Below are 14,948 nucleotides of genomic sequence, written 5' to 3'. Positions count from 1 at the left end.
AGGACCGCTCGGCGTGGGTAACAGTCTTTGAAAAGAAGTCACGAGCCAACATGGAGAAAAAGAACTGCCCACGTGACCCGTCGAAACGCCGAGTCATTTTCTCTGGGACACCCTGTTCGTGCAAATCTATTATACGAGGAGTAAACAAACTATGCTAAGAAAAAGTCAACCGGCACAACAAGAGACCTGGGATATTGAGTTTCACTGCGACAAATGTGGTCATCCTGCTACCGAGGTTGATCTTATATGCGATAACTGTGGTCATTTTCTTATTCGCTTCGACAGATTGACCATATTGACGTTCATTATTTCTGTACTTGCGTCGTTCATCCTGTTTCGCGCTAGCAATGCTATTTGGCCAATGTACCTTTTGGTTGCACTCGGTATAATTCACCTTTACGCCGCCATTTTTTCTCGGGGAGCAGTTGTCACCAGTGCGACATTTCTGATTTTTGCTTTCACGTTTATTTGGGGAGTGTGGGTGGTCGTTGATTGGCTATCACATACAAACCCTACTCAGGCGATATTTGGATCTCTGTGGACACAATTTCAGGGTACCTATCGAGACTGGTCATTCCTGGTTCCTCTGTCTCTCTGGGTTGCCGGAACAATATGGGGAATATTCCTCGGTCGAAGTAAGGCAATGCCTCGGGTTAAGCTTGCGAGTAGCTACTTTCTTGGAACAGGGTCGTTCATCTTTGGACTCTGGGGGGTTTGGGCAATTCTTATACAGAACAACCTGATTCGTGATCTGGTTTTACAAGCTACAGTAGTAGCCGGACTGATTGTTCCGCTCGTATTATTGTTCATATTACTACAAAGGCAACCTCCAGAGGGCACTAAAGCTTCTATATTTGCGCTCTGGTTATTGATCATTACCGCATATTTATTCTCAACTCAGTTCCTAACTAACTTGGTGCAATATGGGTTAGGTGTATTCCTTCCGAGACTTTTGGGAATGACGCCTTTGCCTGATGTCAAGTTGCCATGGCTTCTAGAACTCCTCAAATGGAGAAATCCGATATCAGGTATACTGACCGCTACCTCAATATTCTCTCTAGCTGCATCAGGTGTTGCACAAGCTACGTCGAACTTTGAAGCCCCCAAGCCGTCGTTTTACGTTTCTGCCAAAGATAATGTAAGTAATTTATTAGCACGATCTCAGAACGATCTTGAGAGATTGGTGCTTAATCTAGTCGGCACTGTACTCGAGATGACTAGGATCATTGTTATCGTTGCAACATTGGGAGCTCTTACAACAATTAATTTTGTCCAGAATCTGGTCGCAACTTTTAGGCAAATACTCATATACCTATTGAGGATGATCAGATACCTTGTTTTACCGATCTGTTCATTCTCTTTGTTGAGCGCACTCATGATATTAGTGCTACGTGGTTACCAGACATACATCGGTGGTAGTACTTCGGTAGATCCCCTGGCACTATGGGGAGCAGCATTTACAGTAATGATATTTGTATTGATACTTTGTGGCGCATCTTTTGGCTTTGCGCCTGCGGTTGAAAGGAAATTTATTTTCGCAGGTACCGAGGCTACGACATTGGGAATGTACATATATTTCTTTATCACACTCGCGAGCCTGGGGTTGCCACTAATCTGGTTCGGGTTCCGAACAACTGGAGTTGATCTTTTCGGGGTGAGACCCGGCTTGATCTATTTCACCAATCTTGTTGCTTCTACCCTACTACTGCTAGTGCTGGTCTTGACAATTGCCCCAGGCGCATTGTTTCAAGATATTAGGCGTTCAATCCCACACTTTGAACAAGTTATTTACGGTGTTCAGGTCTCACTAGTTATCGTTTTCGCCTTAATTGCTTTGTACTTGGGTATGGGTTTCATTTCCAGCGGGTTGCTTGCTGCACTAAAGTGAAAGTACTTCGCCCACAAGAGGTGTCAATCGCAAATAAAAACCCCCATGGTTAGGGGGCACAGTCTAGTCCTTTCGGACACCCACCAATACTGGCAGTATTCGGCTGCATTTGTTGCATCATAATCGCCTGCGATTCGTTTGTCAATCGCGTACTCAATGCTTCGAGGTCAAGGCAAAATAACAATGGCACAGTACCACTACCTCGACGATTCGGGCGATCCTGGATTGAGCGGAGCGGAGGGTTCGTCCAGTTATTTTGTGTTGGCGATGGTGCAATTGGCAGAACACAATGCACTATCGGCTTTAGCTGCTGTTCGCCAAGCATTGCATTTGCCGGCGCGGTTTGAGTTCAAGACATATAAAACGACGCGGGTCCAGAAACAACATTTCTTTCATGCTGTCGAGCAAGTGCAATTCCGAGTTCGTGCAGTCGTGATTGACAAACGCGCCTTGACCTTGCCGTTCACCGAAATGGGCGGGCAGGAATTGATGGTCGAGTTTACGACGCGATTAGTTTTACGTGCGCCAGAAGCAGAGCTTGCCAATGATGTGTTAATTGTGGATGCCGGGACGCCAGCACTTTGCCGAGCATTGCGTTTACGATTATCGGTTGAGTGTCGCCAAAGGGAACGTGAACGACCATTCAGCAAAATCGTCGGAGGCAGATCCCAGAACGAGGATGGTCTACAATTGGCGGATATGATTGCCGGCGCGATTCGACAATATGTGGTGCAGGGACAAAAAGAGCATTACGCGACCTTTGTAAACAAGGTCATTGATCTGTGGCAAGAGCCGGAACGATGAAAATAAAACACCCCCGACTATCCTCATGGAGGAAGACCACCTCTCTTGGCGACCTTATCGTCGGGGGCGCGTAAACCAGACGAACTGGTTTATTGTGAATCTATTATACGACTGAACAGAAATCGTGTCAACACAATTTTCGATCCGCCGCGCCACACCCGACGACGCGCCCAGCATCGTCGCCATCTGGCAGGAAATCGCCGCCGAGCGAATCTATTCGGCGATTGATCGCCCTTTCACGCTCGAACAAGAACGCGAGTACGTCGCGTCGCTTTCGGAACGCGAAGGAGTTTTCGTCGCGGAGCAGGACGGTCGAGTCATCGCGTTTCAAACGCTCGACTTGTGGGCGCGGTTCATTCGCTCGATGGATCACGTCGGAACCATCGGCACAGAAATCTTGCGCGAGTGGCGCGGGCGCGGTATCGGCAGGCAACTCGCCGCGCACACCATCGCGTTTGCGCGCGAGCACGGGTACGAAAAGCTCGTTATCTTTGTCCGCGCGAGCAACGCAAACGCGCAACAGTTTTACCTCGGCTTGGGTTTTACACCGTGCGGAAAATTCGCGCGGCAGGTTTTGATTGACGACAAATATGACGACGAAATTTTGATGGAGTTGTTTTTGTAAAGGATGAAAGCAGAAGGATGAAGGATGAAAAGACGTAGCGAAAAACTCATCCTTCATCCCTCATCCTTCCGCCTTTGAAAATTATGGACACCTTTCCAGTTATCATCCTCATCGGTCGCCCGGCAGCGGGCAAGAGCGAGGTGATTGACTATCTCAAGAAATTGCAGGACGACGAACGCCGCGCGAAATTGCGGATTGCGCCGTTCGACGAGATTGACGATTTTGTCTGGGTGTGGGAAACGTTCGAGGACGACAAGATCCGCGCCAAGCATGGTCGTCCGCGCCAGGATACCGACGCGAATTACTTTTTTCTCGATCCGTTCACCTGGAATTTGTACATCGAAAAGATGAACCTCGCGTTCGCCAAACGACTCGCGCGCGATGCGAATTGTCTGCGCGACCGCACGGTGATTCTCGAATTCGCGCGCGGCGGCGAGTGCGGATTTCGTGAAGCGTTCGCGTACTTGTCGGACGAAATTCTTGAACGCGCGGTCATCGTTTACATTCGCGTCTCGTACGAAGAATCGGTGCGACGCAATCACAAACGCGCTCGCCCAGGACAGGAAGATTCGATTCTCTATCATTCGCTGCCGGATGCCAAGATGGAACGCTACTACAAGGTGAACGATTGGGAGCAGATTTCCGGCGGCGCGACCGAAGGTGTCATTGAAATCAAAGGGCATCACGTTCCGTTCGCCGTGTTCCAGAACGAGCCGGAAAAAACGGATGACCCGGCGAAGCTGGGTCCGGCGTTGGAGGACGTGTTCGCGCGATTGTGGAAATGGAATCTGGAAATTGGACGTTAGAAACTGGAGGAGCGAATTCTAACCTCCAACTTCTATCCCTACGAGGTAAACATGAAAGAACTGGCACAGGATTTTCTGAACCAAAAACACATCGCGATCGTCGGCGTGACGCGCGATAAAATGGGTTGGGGTCGTACACTGTACGATGAATTCAAAAAACGGGGGTACAATGTGTACGCGGTCAATCCCGCACGCGAGATTCCCGGCGTCGAATGTTTCGCCGCGTTGCGCGACGTGCCGGCGAAACTCGATGGCGTTCTGCTCGCGGTGCCGCCAAGCGTGACCGATCAGGTCGTGCGCGAGGTGGCAGAACTCGGCATCCCGCGCGTGTGGATGCACAAGGGCGGCGGACCCGGCGCGGTGTCGCAAGCCGCGATTCAATTTTGCAAAGAGCAAAACATCGCAACCGTGTACGGTGTGTGCCCGTTCATGTATTTGCAACCGCAAGGGTTCGGACACAAAATGCACTATACTGTCACCAAGTGGTTTGGTGGATTGCCGCAAGGCGCGTAATCTGTAGGCAGGTAAACAAGTAGACAGGTCGGTGCTTGTTTACTTGTTTACCTGTCAACCTGTATACTCACACACTCCAAAGGAGGAGCACATGTACATTATCGGCGAGAACATTCACATCATCTCACCCAAAGTCAAGGAAGGCATCGCGAATCGCGACGGCGCATTTTTCGTTGACCTCGCGCGCAAGCAAATGCAAAACGGCGCGAGCGCGCTCGACCTGAACGTCGGTCCGCAGAAAAAAGCCGGCACCGAAATCGTGCCCTGGCTCGTCGAAGTCGTGCAAGAAGCGGTCGGGACTGATTTCACGTTGTCGCTCGACACGACGAATCTCGAAGCGATCAAAGCCGGCTTGAAGAAAATTCCGCGCGGACGCGCGATTATCAACTCGACCTCGGCGGAAGCGGAACGTCTCGAAGCCGTGCCGCTCGTCGCCGCCGAGTACGGCGCGCAACTCATTGGCTTGACGATGGCGAAGGAAGGCATTCCGGTCAGCGCGGAATCGCGCGTGTCGCTCGCGCTCGAAAAACTCGTGCCGCGCATGGAAGAAGTCGGCTTGCCGCTCGAAAATCTCATTATTGACCCGCTCGTGTTGACGGTGAAAGGTTGCCAAGAGTTCGTCCCGCAGTGCGTCGAAGCGGTGCGGATTCTCAAACAATCCGGTTTGCCGGTCAAGACGAATGCCGGTTTGTCGAATGTGTCGAACCAGGTGCCGAACGAATTGCGCCCGCTCCTCAATCGCACGTACATGGTGATGTTGATGGCGGTCGGTCTCGACATGGCGATTGCCGATCCGCTCGATCACCATCTCAAAGAATTCATCCGCATCGTCGAAGCGCGCGATGGTTCGACGCCGGTCGGCAAGTTGCTCGTCACGCTCTTTGATCGTACGGCGGCGGGTGAAGAAGTGACGCCGGATGACGTGGACATGCAAGACCTAGACCAGGTCGCAATCTGGAAGACGATCCAAGTTCTGTTGAACAAGGTTATTTACGCTGACGCATATCTCAACGTCTAGAGATTGGAAATTGGAAGTTAGAAGATGGAAGTTGGAATTTCGAAGTTAGAAGATGGAAGTTAGAAGATCGAATTCAGTTCGCCTATCCGACTTCCAACTTCCAATTTCCAACCTCTAATCTCCAACATCCAACCTCTAACTTCCAACCTCAAAGGAGAGTGGTTTCAATGACAAAGCCAGTCACCAAAGAAGAACTGCTCGCCAAGGCGAAAAAGCCGGCGGCAGACGCGATGGAACTGCATCCATTCTATCGCGGCAAAGTCGAAACGATGCTGAAATGTTGCGTTCGTGATTTCAACGATTTCGCGATCTGGTACACGCCGGGCGTTGCCGCGCCATGCAGGGCGATTCAAGCCGATCCCGAATTGGTGTATCAACACACGAACAAGTGGAACACCGTCGCGGTGATTAGCGACGGTACGCGCGTTCTGGGTCTCGGCGACATCGGTCCCAAAGCCGGTTTGCCGGTGATGGAGGGCAAGGCGCTCCTCTACAAGTACCTGGGTGGGGTGGACGGCGTGGCGTTGATGATTGACAGCAAAGACCCCGATGTGATTATCAACACGGTTAAATTGTTGCAACCTTCGCTCGGCGGCGTCAACCTCGAAGACCTATCGCAACCGAAATGCTTTCGCATCCTCGACACGCTGCGCGAACAATGCGAGATTCCGATCTGGCACGACGATCAACAAGGCACCGCGACGGTAACACTCGCCGGTTTGATCAACGCGCTCAAAGTCGTCGGCAAGAAAATCAACGAAGTGAAAATCGCGTTCATCGGTTGCGGCGCGTCGAACGTCGCGATCAGCCGCTTGATCTTTTCGTACGGCGCGACACCCGCGCTGTGCATGATGGTGGACACAAAAGGCATCTTGCACAAAGGGCGCACCGACATCGAACAACGCAAAGCCGAGTTCGTGGACAAGTGGAAACTGTGCAACATCACGAACGCCGAAGGACGCACCGGCGGGATCGCCGATGCGCTCAAAGGCGCGGATGTGTGCATCGCGCTTTCGACGCCAGGTCCCGATGTGCTCAAGAAAGAATGGATCGCGACGATGGCGCAGGACGCGATTGTCTTTGCGTGCGCGAATCCGATTCCCGAAATGTGGCCCTGGGACGCGAAGGAAGCCGGCGCAGTTGTCGTCGCGACCGGGCGTTCCGACTTTCCGAACCAGGTCAACAACTCGCTCGGTTTCCCCGGCATTTTCCGCGGCACGCTCGATGTGCGCGCCAAGACGATTACCGACGAGATGTGCATTGCCGCCGCCGTCGAGATGGCGACGATGGCGGAGGAGAAAGGTCTCTCGGCGGATTACATCATGCCGACGATGGACGACGTAGATGTGTTCCCACGCGAAGCCGCCGCCGTCGCGATGAAAGCGATCGAGCAGGGCATCGCCAAGATTACGAACGTAACGTACCAGCAAGAGTACGAGTACGCCAAGAAATTGATTTTACGCGCGCGCGGCATGGTGCACGATGCGATGGCGACCGGCTACATCGAGTTACCTAAGGGTAGCCAAGCGCCCAAGCCCAGTAAAAAAATCGTCGCGGTGATGAAGAAAGCGACTGCCGCGAAACCGCCAGCCAAAAAGTCAGCCAAGAAAAAACCAGCACGCAAGGTGAAAAAAGGCGCGCGCTAAGGTTCGGCTCGCCAACTCGATCAGAAATTGAAATGCGCCTCACCCCACTTCCCCAACCCCCTCTCCCCTCCCCTCTAGCCACGTCCTTAACGGCGTGGCTAGAGGGGAGGGGAGAGGGGGCAGGGGGTGAGAGGAGAGGTCAAAAGGAGAATCGTATGTACGACCTGATCATTCTCGGCGGCGGACCTGCGGGTTTGACCGCGGCAGTGTATGCTTTGCACAAACGCATCGAAACGCTCGTCATCAGCGAAGACCTCGGCGGCAAAACGGCGTATCGGTTGCAACTCAAAGGATTGGAAGGGCACGAGATCATCTCGGGCTTGGAAGTGGTCGAGAAATTCAAACGGCAGTTGGAGTACTTGCAGTTCGCGCACAAGGCGGATCGCGCGACCAAAGTCGTGCCCAAGGGCAATGGCTATTCGGTAATCGCGCAAGGCAGTACGTATGAAGCGCGTGCGGTCATCGTCGCGACCGGCGCGCGCCCACGGCGGCTCGACGTGCCGGGCGAAAAGCGTTTGATGGGACGCGGTTTGTCTTACTCCGCGATTAGTCACGCGCAAGTACTCATCGAAAAGCAAGCGGCGCTGTACGGCAGCAGCGAACGCGCGATTCACTCGGCGGCGGAACTCGCCGAAGTCGCCAAAGCGGTGCACGTGATTTTGCCGGACAAGGGCGCGAGCGATCTCGCACTTGGCAAGAAATTGCGCGCGAATCCTAAAGTCAAATTCTACGACGACGCGCAGTTGAAAGAAGTGCGCGGCGACGAGTTCGTCGAGAGCGTCGTCATCGCGCAACAAGGCGCGTCGCAGGAAGTCAAAGTAGACGGGTTGTTCATCGAGATGGGCTTGACGCCCAATTCCGAAGTCGTCGCGGATTTCGGGATCGTGGACGCCGAGGGTCGCATTGCCGTGAACAACAAGTGCGCGACCACGAAACCCGGCGTGTTCGCCGCCGGTGATGTCACCGACGTGTATATCGAACAAGTGTTGATCGCGATCGGCGAAGGTGCGAAAGCCGCGTTGAGCGCGTACGAGTATCTGTTAAATCAGTAAACAATGAACAGTATTCAGTAAACAGTGTTCAGTATTCAGTAATCCACTGAATACTGAACACAGAACACTGAATACTATACCAGAGGAGAAGAATGACCGCACAAATCATTGACGGAAAAGCCGTTGCCGCCGCAGTGCGGAACGAGGTCAAGGAACAAGTCGCCCAGTTGCGCGCGCAAGGACTCGTGCCCGGACTAGCAACGGTGTTGGTGGGCGCGCGCCCGGACAGCGTGAGTTACGTTACGTCAAAACGCCAGGCGTGCGCGGAACTCGGCATCGAATCTTATCACAACGAATTGCCGGAAAATATCACGCAAGATGAACTGCTCGCGCTCGTGAACCAGTTGAGCGCGGATCCAAAGGTGCATGGCATCCTCGTTCAGTTGCCTTTGCCAAAGCACATCAACGAAGAAATCATTCTCAGCGCCGTGAACATTGACAAGGACGTGGACGGTTTCCATCCGATCAACGTCGGCAAACTGGGAATGAAGAACCGCGAACCGTTGTTCGCACCCTGCACACCGGCTGGCGTGATCGAACTGCTCGACCGCATCGGCGCGAAAATCAGCGGCAGCCGCGCGGTCGTTCTGGGTCGCTCGAACATCGTTGGGTTGCCCGCGTCGTTGTTGTTGCTTGGACGCGATGCGACGGTTACGATTTGCCACAGTCGCACGAAAGACATTGCGGCGGTTGTGCGCGAGGCGGATATCGTCGTCGCAGCAATCGGCAAGCCGAAATTCGTGACGGCAGACATGGTCAAGCCCGGCGCGTATGTCATTGATGTTGGCGTGAACGGCATTCCGGTGTTGAACCCGGATGGCACGCCGGCGATCAGCGAAAAGACCGGTAAGCCGAAGCAAAAACTCGTCGGCGATGTGGATTTCGACGCGGTGAAAGAAATCGCGGCTGCAATCACACCGGTGCCGGGCGGCGTCGGACCGATGACGATCGCGATGCTGATGAAGAACACCTTACGCGGCGCGAAACACGCGTTTGGGTTGATGTAGAAAACGTAGAGACGTTCCGCCGGAACGTCTCTACGTTTTTTGACCCATTTTTGACTTGCAGGCAACGTGAATTAGACTCCTTGTCAGGATAATTTAGCTAGCCACCTGAAGGAGGGCATGTCCCGATGAAATGGTACGAGTTCGGTCCAATCGCGTGGGCGCGCGAGTACATCAACACTCATCCGCGCTTTGAGAATTTCCTCAGCCAAGTCATGCTTCCCCCCGAAGCCGTTATCAAAAAGACCTTGTTCGGTTGCCAGTCTTGCGGTCAATGCCTCTTGCACGAAAACGGCTATACTTGTCCGATGCGGTGCCCCAAAACTTCGCGCAATGGTCCGTGCGGCGGCGTGCGCGCGAACGGTCACTGCGAAGTATACCCCGAACGCTGGTGTGTGTGGTATCGCGCGTACTATCGCTCCAAGACCGCGCCGATGCCTAAAGCGTGGCGCGAAGATATGTACAAAAATCACGAGCCGGTCAATTGGGAACTGATCAATACCTCGTCGTTCCTCAACGTATTTACCGGACGCGATCATGGCGTCAAGTCCCATCCGCCAACTGTAAAGAAAACCGCGCCCGCCAAACCCGAAGAGAAAAAAGCCGCGCCGCCTAGTCCTGCGGCGAAAGCGTAAAATTCTTTTATCCGCGAATCACGCGAATCACGCGAATTAAGAAATCCTTCGCGGAAATTCGCGTAATTCGCGGATAAAATTTTGAGAGGAAGATCATGGAGATACGCGAGCCAGCCAGCAATCTAGAGAAAATTCTGCGCGCCGGCAAATTCGCAGTGACGTCCGAACTCGGTCCACCGAAAAACGCGGACGCCGCGATCGTTCACAAGAAAGCCAAACTTTTGCGCGATGTCTCGGACGGCGCGAACATCACCGACAACCAAACCGCTATCGTACGTATGTCGTCTATCGGCGCGGCGGTGATGACGATACAAGATGGTTTCGAGCCGATCATCCAAATGACGTGCCGCGACCGCAATCGCATTGCGATGCAAAGCGATTTGCTCGGCGCGTACGCGCTCGGCGTGCGAAACGTGTTGTGCTTGAGCGGCGATCACATGCGTTGGGGCAATCATCCCGAAGCGAAAAAAGTGTACGACCTCGACTCGATCAACTTGATCGCGATGGTGCGTGGGATGGATGCAGGCAAATTCCAGAACGGCGAAGATATCAAACCCGCGCCGCGCTTTTTCGTCGGCGGGGTCGAAAATCCGTTCGCGCCGCCGTACGAATTTCGTCCCTTCCGCTTGAAGAAAAAAGCGGACGCGGGCGCGCAGTTCATTCAGACGCAAATGATTTTCAACGTGGATCGTTTCAAAGAATTTATGGCTAAAGTCGTTGACCTGGGTTTGCACGAACGCATGTACATCCTCGCCGGCGTCGGTCCGCTGAAATCGCCCGGCATGGCGCGCTATATGCGCGATTCCGTCGCGGGCATGGAAGTGTCGCCACAGTGGGTCGAGCGGATGGAAAAGACGCCGAAGGAAAAGTGGAAGGACGAAGGCATCAACGTCTGCGTCGAAATCATTCAACAGATGCGCGAGATTCCCGGCATCGCGGGTGTGCACATCATGTCCATCGAATGGGAAGAAGCCGTGCCGCTCATCGTGGAACGCGCGGGACTATTACCGAGACCGAAACCGGCAGAATTGACGGTGGCGCAACCACTTGCCGCCGCCGCGTAAAAGTTGTAAAATTGAATCACGAGGGCGGGCAACCCCCGCCCTCTTTTTGTAAAAAAGGCGGCTCACGATGTCTGATCCCATGCTACCCAATGCGCGCGAAAAAGGACCAGCCAGTTTGTTGAATGCGGTGTTTATCGGTTATATGGTGGGCACGTACAGTGTGATGGGCAAGGGCGGCGCGCAAGCCATCGCAAATATGGCAGGCGAGTACGTCGGGCGCGAAATTCTGGCGTACGCCAAGAGCCAGGGCAAAACACTCAACTCGGCTGGTGCGTTGGCGAAATTTTTCGAAGAAAACGGACTTGCCGGCGCGGTCACGGTAAGCGAAAACCCGGATATCGTAGCAATCCAGGTCGCGCAGTGTGGTATCTGCCCGAAGCGCGTCGGCAAATATCAATTCGATGGCACCGCATGTCCCTGGGGCGGTGTGATGATCGGCGCACTGGGAACGATTCTGCAAAAAGAATTTTCGGTTTCAGCCGGGTTGAAACCGGCGGAAGCGTGCACGATCACGCTCAAGTTCAGAAAGTGAAATTCGAACTGGGATGCCCAGTTGAGGAGTGAGGTGAATATGCGCGAAATACAAGCCAGCCAAATCACGGAAACGTTGGCGCGCCTCGCTGTTGAGGCGAACCATTATCTCGGCGATGATGTGGTCGCCGCGTTGAAAAAAGCTCGATACGAAATCGAGGAATCGCCGCAAGGCAAAGAAGTCCTGGATCAATTGCTCAAGAATGTCGAGATTGCCAAGCAAGGCACGTTCCCGCTGTGCCAGGACACCGGCGTCGCGGTCATCGTCGTCGAACTAGGTCAGGAAGTTCACATCGTCGGCGGCGAGTTGGTTCAAGCGATTCACGATGGCGTCAAGAAAGGGTACACGGATGGATTTCTGCGCAAGTCTATGGTTGGGATGCCATTCAGCGCGCGCAAGAACACCAGGGACAATACGCCCGCGATGATTCATACCGAAGTCGTGCCAGGCGACAAGGTGCATATCACGATCATGCCCAAAGGCGGCGGCTGCGAAAATATGTCCGCACTCGGAATGTTGAAACCAGCCGATGGTCGTCAAGGCGTGCTCGATTTCGTCGTCAACACGATTGACAAAGCTGGGTCGAACCCGTGCCCGCCGACGATTATCGGCGTCGGCATCGGCGGCAGCGCCGACCAAGCGATGTGGCTCGCGAAAAAATCGCTCTTGCGTCCGGTCGGCGAACACAACCCGGATGAAGAAACCGCCGGACTGGAAAAAGAATTGCTCGAAAAAATCAACAATCTCGGTATCGGTCCGATGGGCTTGGGCGGTCGCGTGACGAGTCTCGCGGTCAACGTGCTCGTCTCGCCGTGTCACATTGCCAGTATGCCGGTTGGCGTGAACGTGCAGTGCCACAGCGCGCGATACAAGGAAGCAGTGCTCTAGTAGCGAGTGCAATAGTTTGATAGTGCAATAGTGCGTTAGTTGAAAAACTATGCTTGCACTATCGCACTATCGCACTATCGCACTAACACACTAAACAACCATGAAAACATACAACATCGCCGTTATTCCCGGTGACGGGGTCGGAATGGAAGTGATGCCCGAGGGCGTCAAAGCAATGCGCGCCGCGTCCCAGGTCGTCGGCGGATTCGAAATGCGCTTTGAAGAATTGCCTTGGGGCACCGAGTTCTATCTCAAGACCGGCAAGATGATGCCGGCGGACGGATTGAAGATTCTGGAAAAGTTCGACGCGATTTATCTCGGCGCGGTCGGGATGCCGACGCTTGCGCCGGACAATGTGACGCTCTGGGGCTTACTCCTGCCAATTCGCAAGAGTTTCCAGCAATACATCAACTTGCGTCCGATTCGACTCTTGCCCGGATTATCGGGACCGCTCAAGGGCAAAGGACCGGATGACATCAACTTTGTCTGCGTGCGCGAGAATTCGGAAGGCGAGTACTCTGGGGCAGGCGGGCGCGTGCACATTGACACCGAACACGAGGTCGCGATTCAAACGAGCGTGTTTACGCGCCACGCGGTTGAACGCGTGATGCGATTCGGTTTTGAACTCGCGCGCACGACATCAAAAAAGAAACTGACGAGCGTGACAAAATCGAACGCGTGCCAGTATTCGATGGTGTTTTGGGACGAGGTGTTCGCGAAACTCGCGCCGGAATATCCAGACATCAAGACGGACAAATGGCACATTGATTCGATGTGCGCGCGGTTCGTCACGAATCCGCAAACGCTCGATGTCGTCGTCGCATCGAACTTGTTCGCCGACATCCTCACCGACCTCGGCGGCGCGATCCAGGGCAGTCTCGGCACGCCGCCGAGCGCGAACCTGAATCCCGAACGCAAGTATCCTTCGATGTTCGAACCGGTGCACGGCAGCGCGCCGGACATTTACGGCAAAAAGATTTCGAATCCGATCGCCACAATCTGGGCAGGCGCGATGATGCTCGACTGGCTCGGCGAGAAAAGCGCGAGCGACCGCGTGATGCAAGGCATCATTTCGGTTACACAAGACTGCGAGGCGCTCACGCCCGATCTCGGCGGACCCGCGAACACCATCGAGTGTGGCGACGCGATTTGTAACGCAATCCTAAACCAGTGAACAGTATTCAGTATCCAGTAGTCAGTATTCAGTCGCTCACTGAATACTGAACACTGAACACTGAACACTGCTCCTCAAGGAGCAACTGATGAAACTAACCACTCCACTCACGGATGAAATTCTGGAAAAACTACACGCGGGCGATAACGTCGAAATCACCGGCACGATTTACGTCGCGCGCGATGCCGCGCACAAACGCCTGGTCGAAACACTGGATCGCGGCGAAAAATTGCCGGTGGATTTTACCGGACAGATCGTTTACTACATGGGTCCCTCGCCGACGAAACCCGGTCAGGTCATCGGCTCGGCGGGACCGACGACGAGCGGGCGCATGGATCGTTACGCGCCGCGCTTGATGGAAATCGGCTTGAAGGGGATGATCGGCAAAGGTCTGCGTCTTGCGCCGGTCAAGGACGCGATGAAGAAGTACAAATCGGTGTACTTTGCCGCGACGGGCGGCGCGGCGGCGCTGATCTCGCAACGCATCAAAAAAGCCAAGGTCATCGCGTACGAAGAACTGGGTGCGGAGGCATTGCAAGAGTTGCAAGTCGAAGATTTCCCGGTCATCGTCGTTAACGATATTTTCGGCGGCGACGCGTACGAGGACGGCAAGAAACAGTACGCGCGAAAATAGTCGCGTGGGTGCTTGGTCGAACAAAGAAAATGCCGCAAGCTCGACGTGGTAGTCGGCGACTTGCGGCATCGCTTTTCAATAGCGGCATACGTCAAGCATGTTCGAGCGCGGATGCTTCAATCTTCCGTTCAAAGAAAAAACGTACATTGGAATCATCCAACTCTTTTAGCGCAAAAGCTCGCGCGAGGTCTTCGAATAGCTCACTCGCATTCAAAATCATCGCACCGACGACGTGATGTGTGTCCGGGTCAACACGCAAATAAAAGTCATCGTCCACATAGACCGAAATTGCCGATTGTGGCTTATCCACATTAATGACAAGATCAAGTTCATCACTGTCAGGATAATAGTGATAGTCGGTTATCCTCATTTTTTCCATTCGAGTATCGCCCTCTTCATCACGCGACCGGGCAACATGGCAGATTCGACATAGCCGCGCTGTATATGATCAGATTCCAAAACAACTTTGACCACAACGGTAACATAATTTCCGGCATGCCTACCCCAGGTTAAATTGCTTCGATAATGTAACTACTCAGCCATCGTTCCTTTATCCGCGAATTACGCGAATCTTCGCTAATTTTTTCTTCTTATTCGCGCAATTCGCGTTATTCGCGGATAAATTTGTTTTTTCATCGGCGTAAATGTGGGTTGGCTGAGTAGTT

Annotated in this window: 16 protein-coding genes; 15 read left to right on the top strand and 1 reads right to left on the bottom strand. The window is 53.6% G+C overall.

Annotation, left to right across the window (positions count from 1 at the left end):
• The first annotated feature begins 151 nt into the window (after nucleotides 1-151).
• The 15 genes from HY868_26670 (at nucleotide 152) to HY868_26600 (ending at nucleotide 14,283) form a co-directional block, all read left to right on the top strand.
• Nucleotides 152-1,888 carry a zinc ribbon domain-containing protein gene (locus tag HY868_26670; protein ID MBI5305740.1) on the top strand — a complete coding sequence of 579 codons (1,737 nt, stop codon included), beginning with the start codon at nucleotides 152-154 and terminating at the stop codon, nucleotides 1,886-1,888.
• 183 nt (nucleotides 1,889-2,071) lie between these two features.
• Entirely contained in the window at nucleotides 2,072-2,692 is a 621-nt protein-coding gene (locus HY868_26665; GenBank protein ID MBI5305739.1) for a DUF3800 domain-containing protein, read from the top strand.
• A 124-nt stretch (nucleotides 2,693-2,816) separates the two neighbouring features.
• Nucleotides 2,817-3,317, top strand: a complete 501-nt coding sequence (locus tag HY868_26660) for a GNAT family N-acetyltransferase (GenBank protein MBI5305738.1) — start codon at nucleotides 2,817-2,819, stop codon at nucleotides 3,315-3,317.
• An 83-nt stretch (nucleotides 3,318-3,400) separates the two neighbouring features.
• Nucleotides 3,401-4,123, top strand: a complete 723-nt coding sequence (locus tag HY868_26655; GenBank protein ID MBI5305737.1) for a hypothetical protein — start codon at nucleotides 3,401-3,403, stop codon at nucleotides 4,121-4,123.
• 51 nt (nucleotides 4,124-4,174) lie between these two features.
• Entirely contained in the window at nucleotides 4,175-4,636 is a 462-nt protein-coding gene (locus tag HY868_26650) for a CoA-binding protein (GenBank protein ID MBI5305736.1), read from the top strand.
• Between the two features lie 91 nt (nucleotides 4,637-4,727).
• Nucleotides 4,728-5,654: a dihydropteroate synthase gene (locus HY868_26645; GenBank protein MBI5305735.1), complete on the top strand. Its 927-nt coding sequence runs from the start codon at nucleotides 4,728-4,730 to the stop codon at nucleotides 5,652-5,654.
• 167 nt (nucleotides 5,655-5,821) lie between these two features.
• The gene (locus tag HY868_26640; GenBank protein MBI5305734.1) at nucleotides 5,822-7,300 is read left to right on the top strand and encodes an NADP-dependent malic enzyme; all 1,479 of its coding nucleotides are present in this window, start codon (nucleotides 5,822-5,824) and stop codon (nucleotides 7,298-7,300) included.
• A gap of 155 nt (nucleotides 7,301-7,455) precedes the next feature.
• Nucleotides 7,456-8,352 (top strand): NAD(P)/FAD-dependent oxidoreductase, encoded by an 897-nt coding sequence (locus HY868_26635; protein ID MBI5305733.1) that lies wholly within the window; start codon nucleotides 7,456-7,458, stop codon nucleotides 8,350-8,352.
• Between the two features lie 92 nt (nucleotides 8,353-8,444).
• A complete protein-coding gene (locus HY868_26630) occupies nucleotides 8,445-9,359 on the top strand; it encodes a bifunctional 5,10-methylene-tetrahydrofolate dehydrogenase/5,10-methylene-tetrahydrofolate cyclohydrolase (protein ID MBI5305732.1) in 915 nt (304 codons plus the stop codon).
• 125 nt (nucleotides 9,360-9,484) lie between these two features.
• Nucleotides 9,485-9,991 carry a methylenetetrahydrofolate reductase C-terminal domain-containing protein gene (locus HY868_26625; protein ID MBI5305731.1) on the top strand — a complete coding sequence of 169 codons (507 nt, stop codon included), beginning with the start codon at nucleotides 9,485-9,487 and terminating at the stop codon, nucleotides 9,989-9,991.
• Nucleotides 9,992-10,086: 95 nt separating this feature from the next.
• The gene (locus HY868_26620) at nucleotides 10,087-11,055 is read left to right on the top strand and encodes a methylenetetrahydrofolate reductase (protein MBI5305730.1); all 969 of its coding nucleotides are present in this window, start codon (nucleotides 10,087-10,089) and stop codon (nucleotides 11,053-11,055) included.
• A gap of 67 nt (nucleotides 11,056-11,122) precedes the next feature.
• Nucleotides 11,123-11,587, top strand: coding sequence for a hypothetical protein (locus HY868_26615; protein MBI5305729.1), 465 nt, complete (start codon nucleotides 11,123-11,125; stop codon nucleotides 11,585-11,587).
• Nucleotides 11,588-11,626: 39 nt separating this feature from the next.
• Entirely contained in the window at nucleotides 11,627-12,475 is an 849-nt protein-coding gene (locus tag HY868_26610) for a fumarate hydratase (GenBank protein ID MBI5305728.1), read from the top strand.
• 100 nt (nucleotides 12,476-12,575) lie between these two features.
• Nucleotides 12,576-13,649: a tartrate dehydrogenase gene (locus HY868_26605; GenBank protein MBI5305727.1), complete on the top strand. Its 1,074-nt coding sequence runs from the start codon at nucleotides 12,576-12,578 to the stop codon at nucleotides 13,647-13,649.
• An 88-nt stretch (nucleotides 13,650-13,737) separates the two neighbouring features.
• Nucleotides 13,738-14,283, top strand: coding sequence for a Fe-S-containing hydro-lyase (locus HY868_26600; protein ID MBI5305726.1), 546 nt, complete (start codon nucleotides 13,738-13,740; stop codon nucleotides 14,281-14,283).
• Between the two features lie 91 nt (nucleotides 14,284-14,374).
• On the opposite strand, the gene HY868_26595 is transcribed toward HY868_26600, so the two are convergent.
• The gene (locus HY868_26595) at nucleotides 14,375-14,662 is read right to left on the bottom strand and encodes a hypothetical protein (protein MBI5305725.1); all 288 of its coding nucleotides are present in this window, start codon (nucleotides 14,660-14,662) and stop codon (nucleotides 14,375-14,377) included.
• Between the last annotated feature and the right edge of the window lie 286 nt (nucleotides 14,663-14,948).

The sequence above is a fragment of the Chloroflexota bacterium genome (assembly GCA_016219275.1).
Taxonomy (GTDB): Bacteria; Chloroflexota; Anaerolineae; order UBA4142; family UBA4142; genus JACRBM01.
This window is presented reverse-complemented; position numbering and strand designations above follow the sequence as displayed.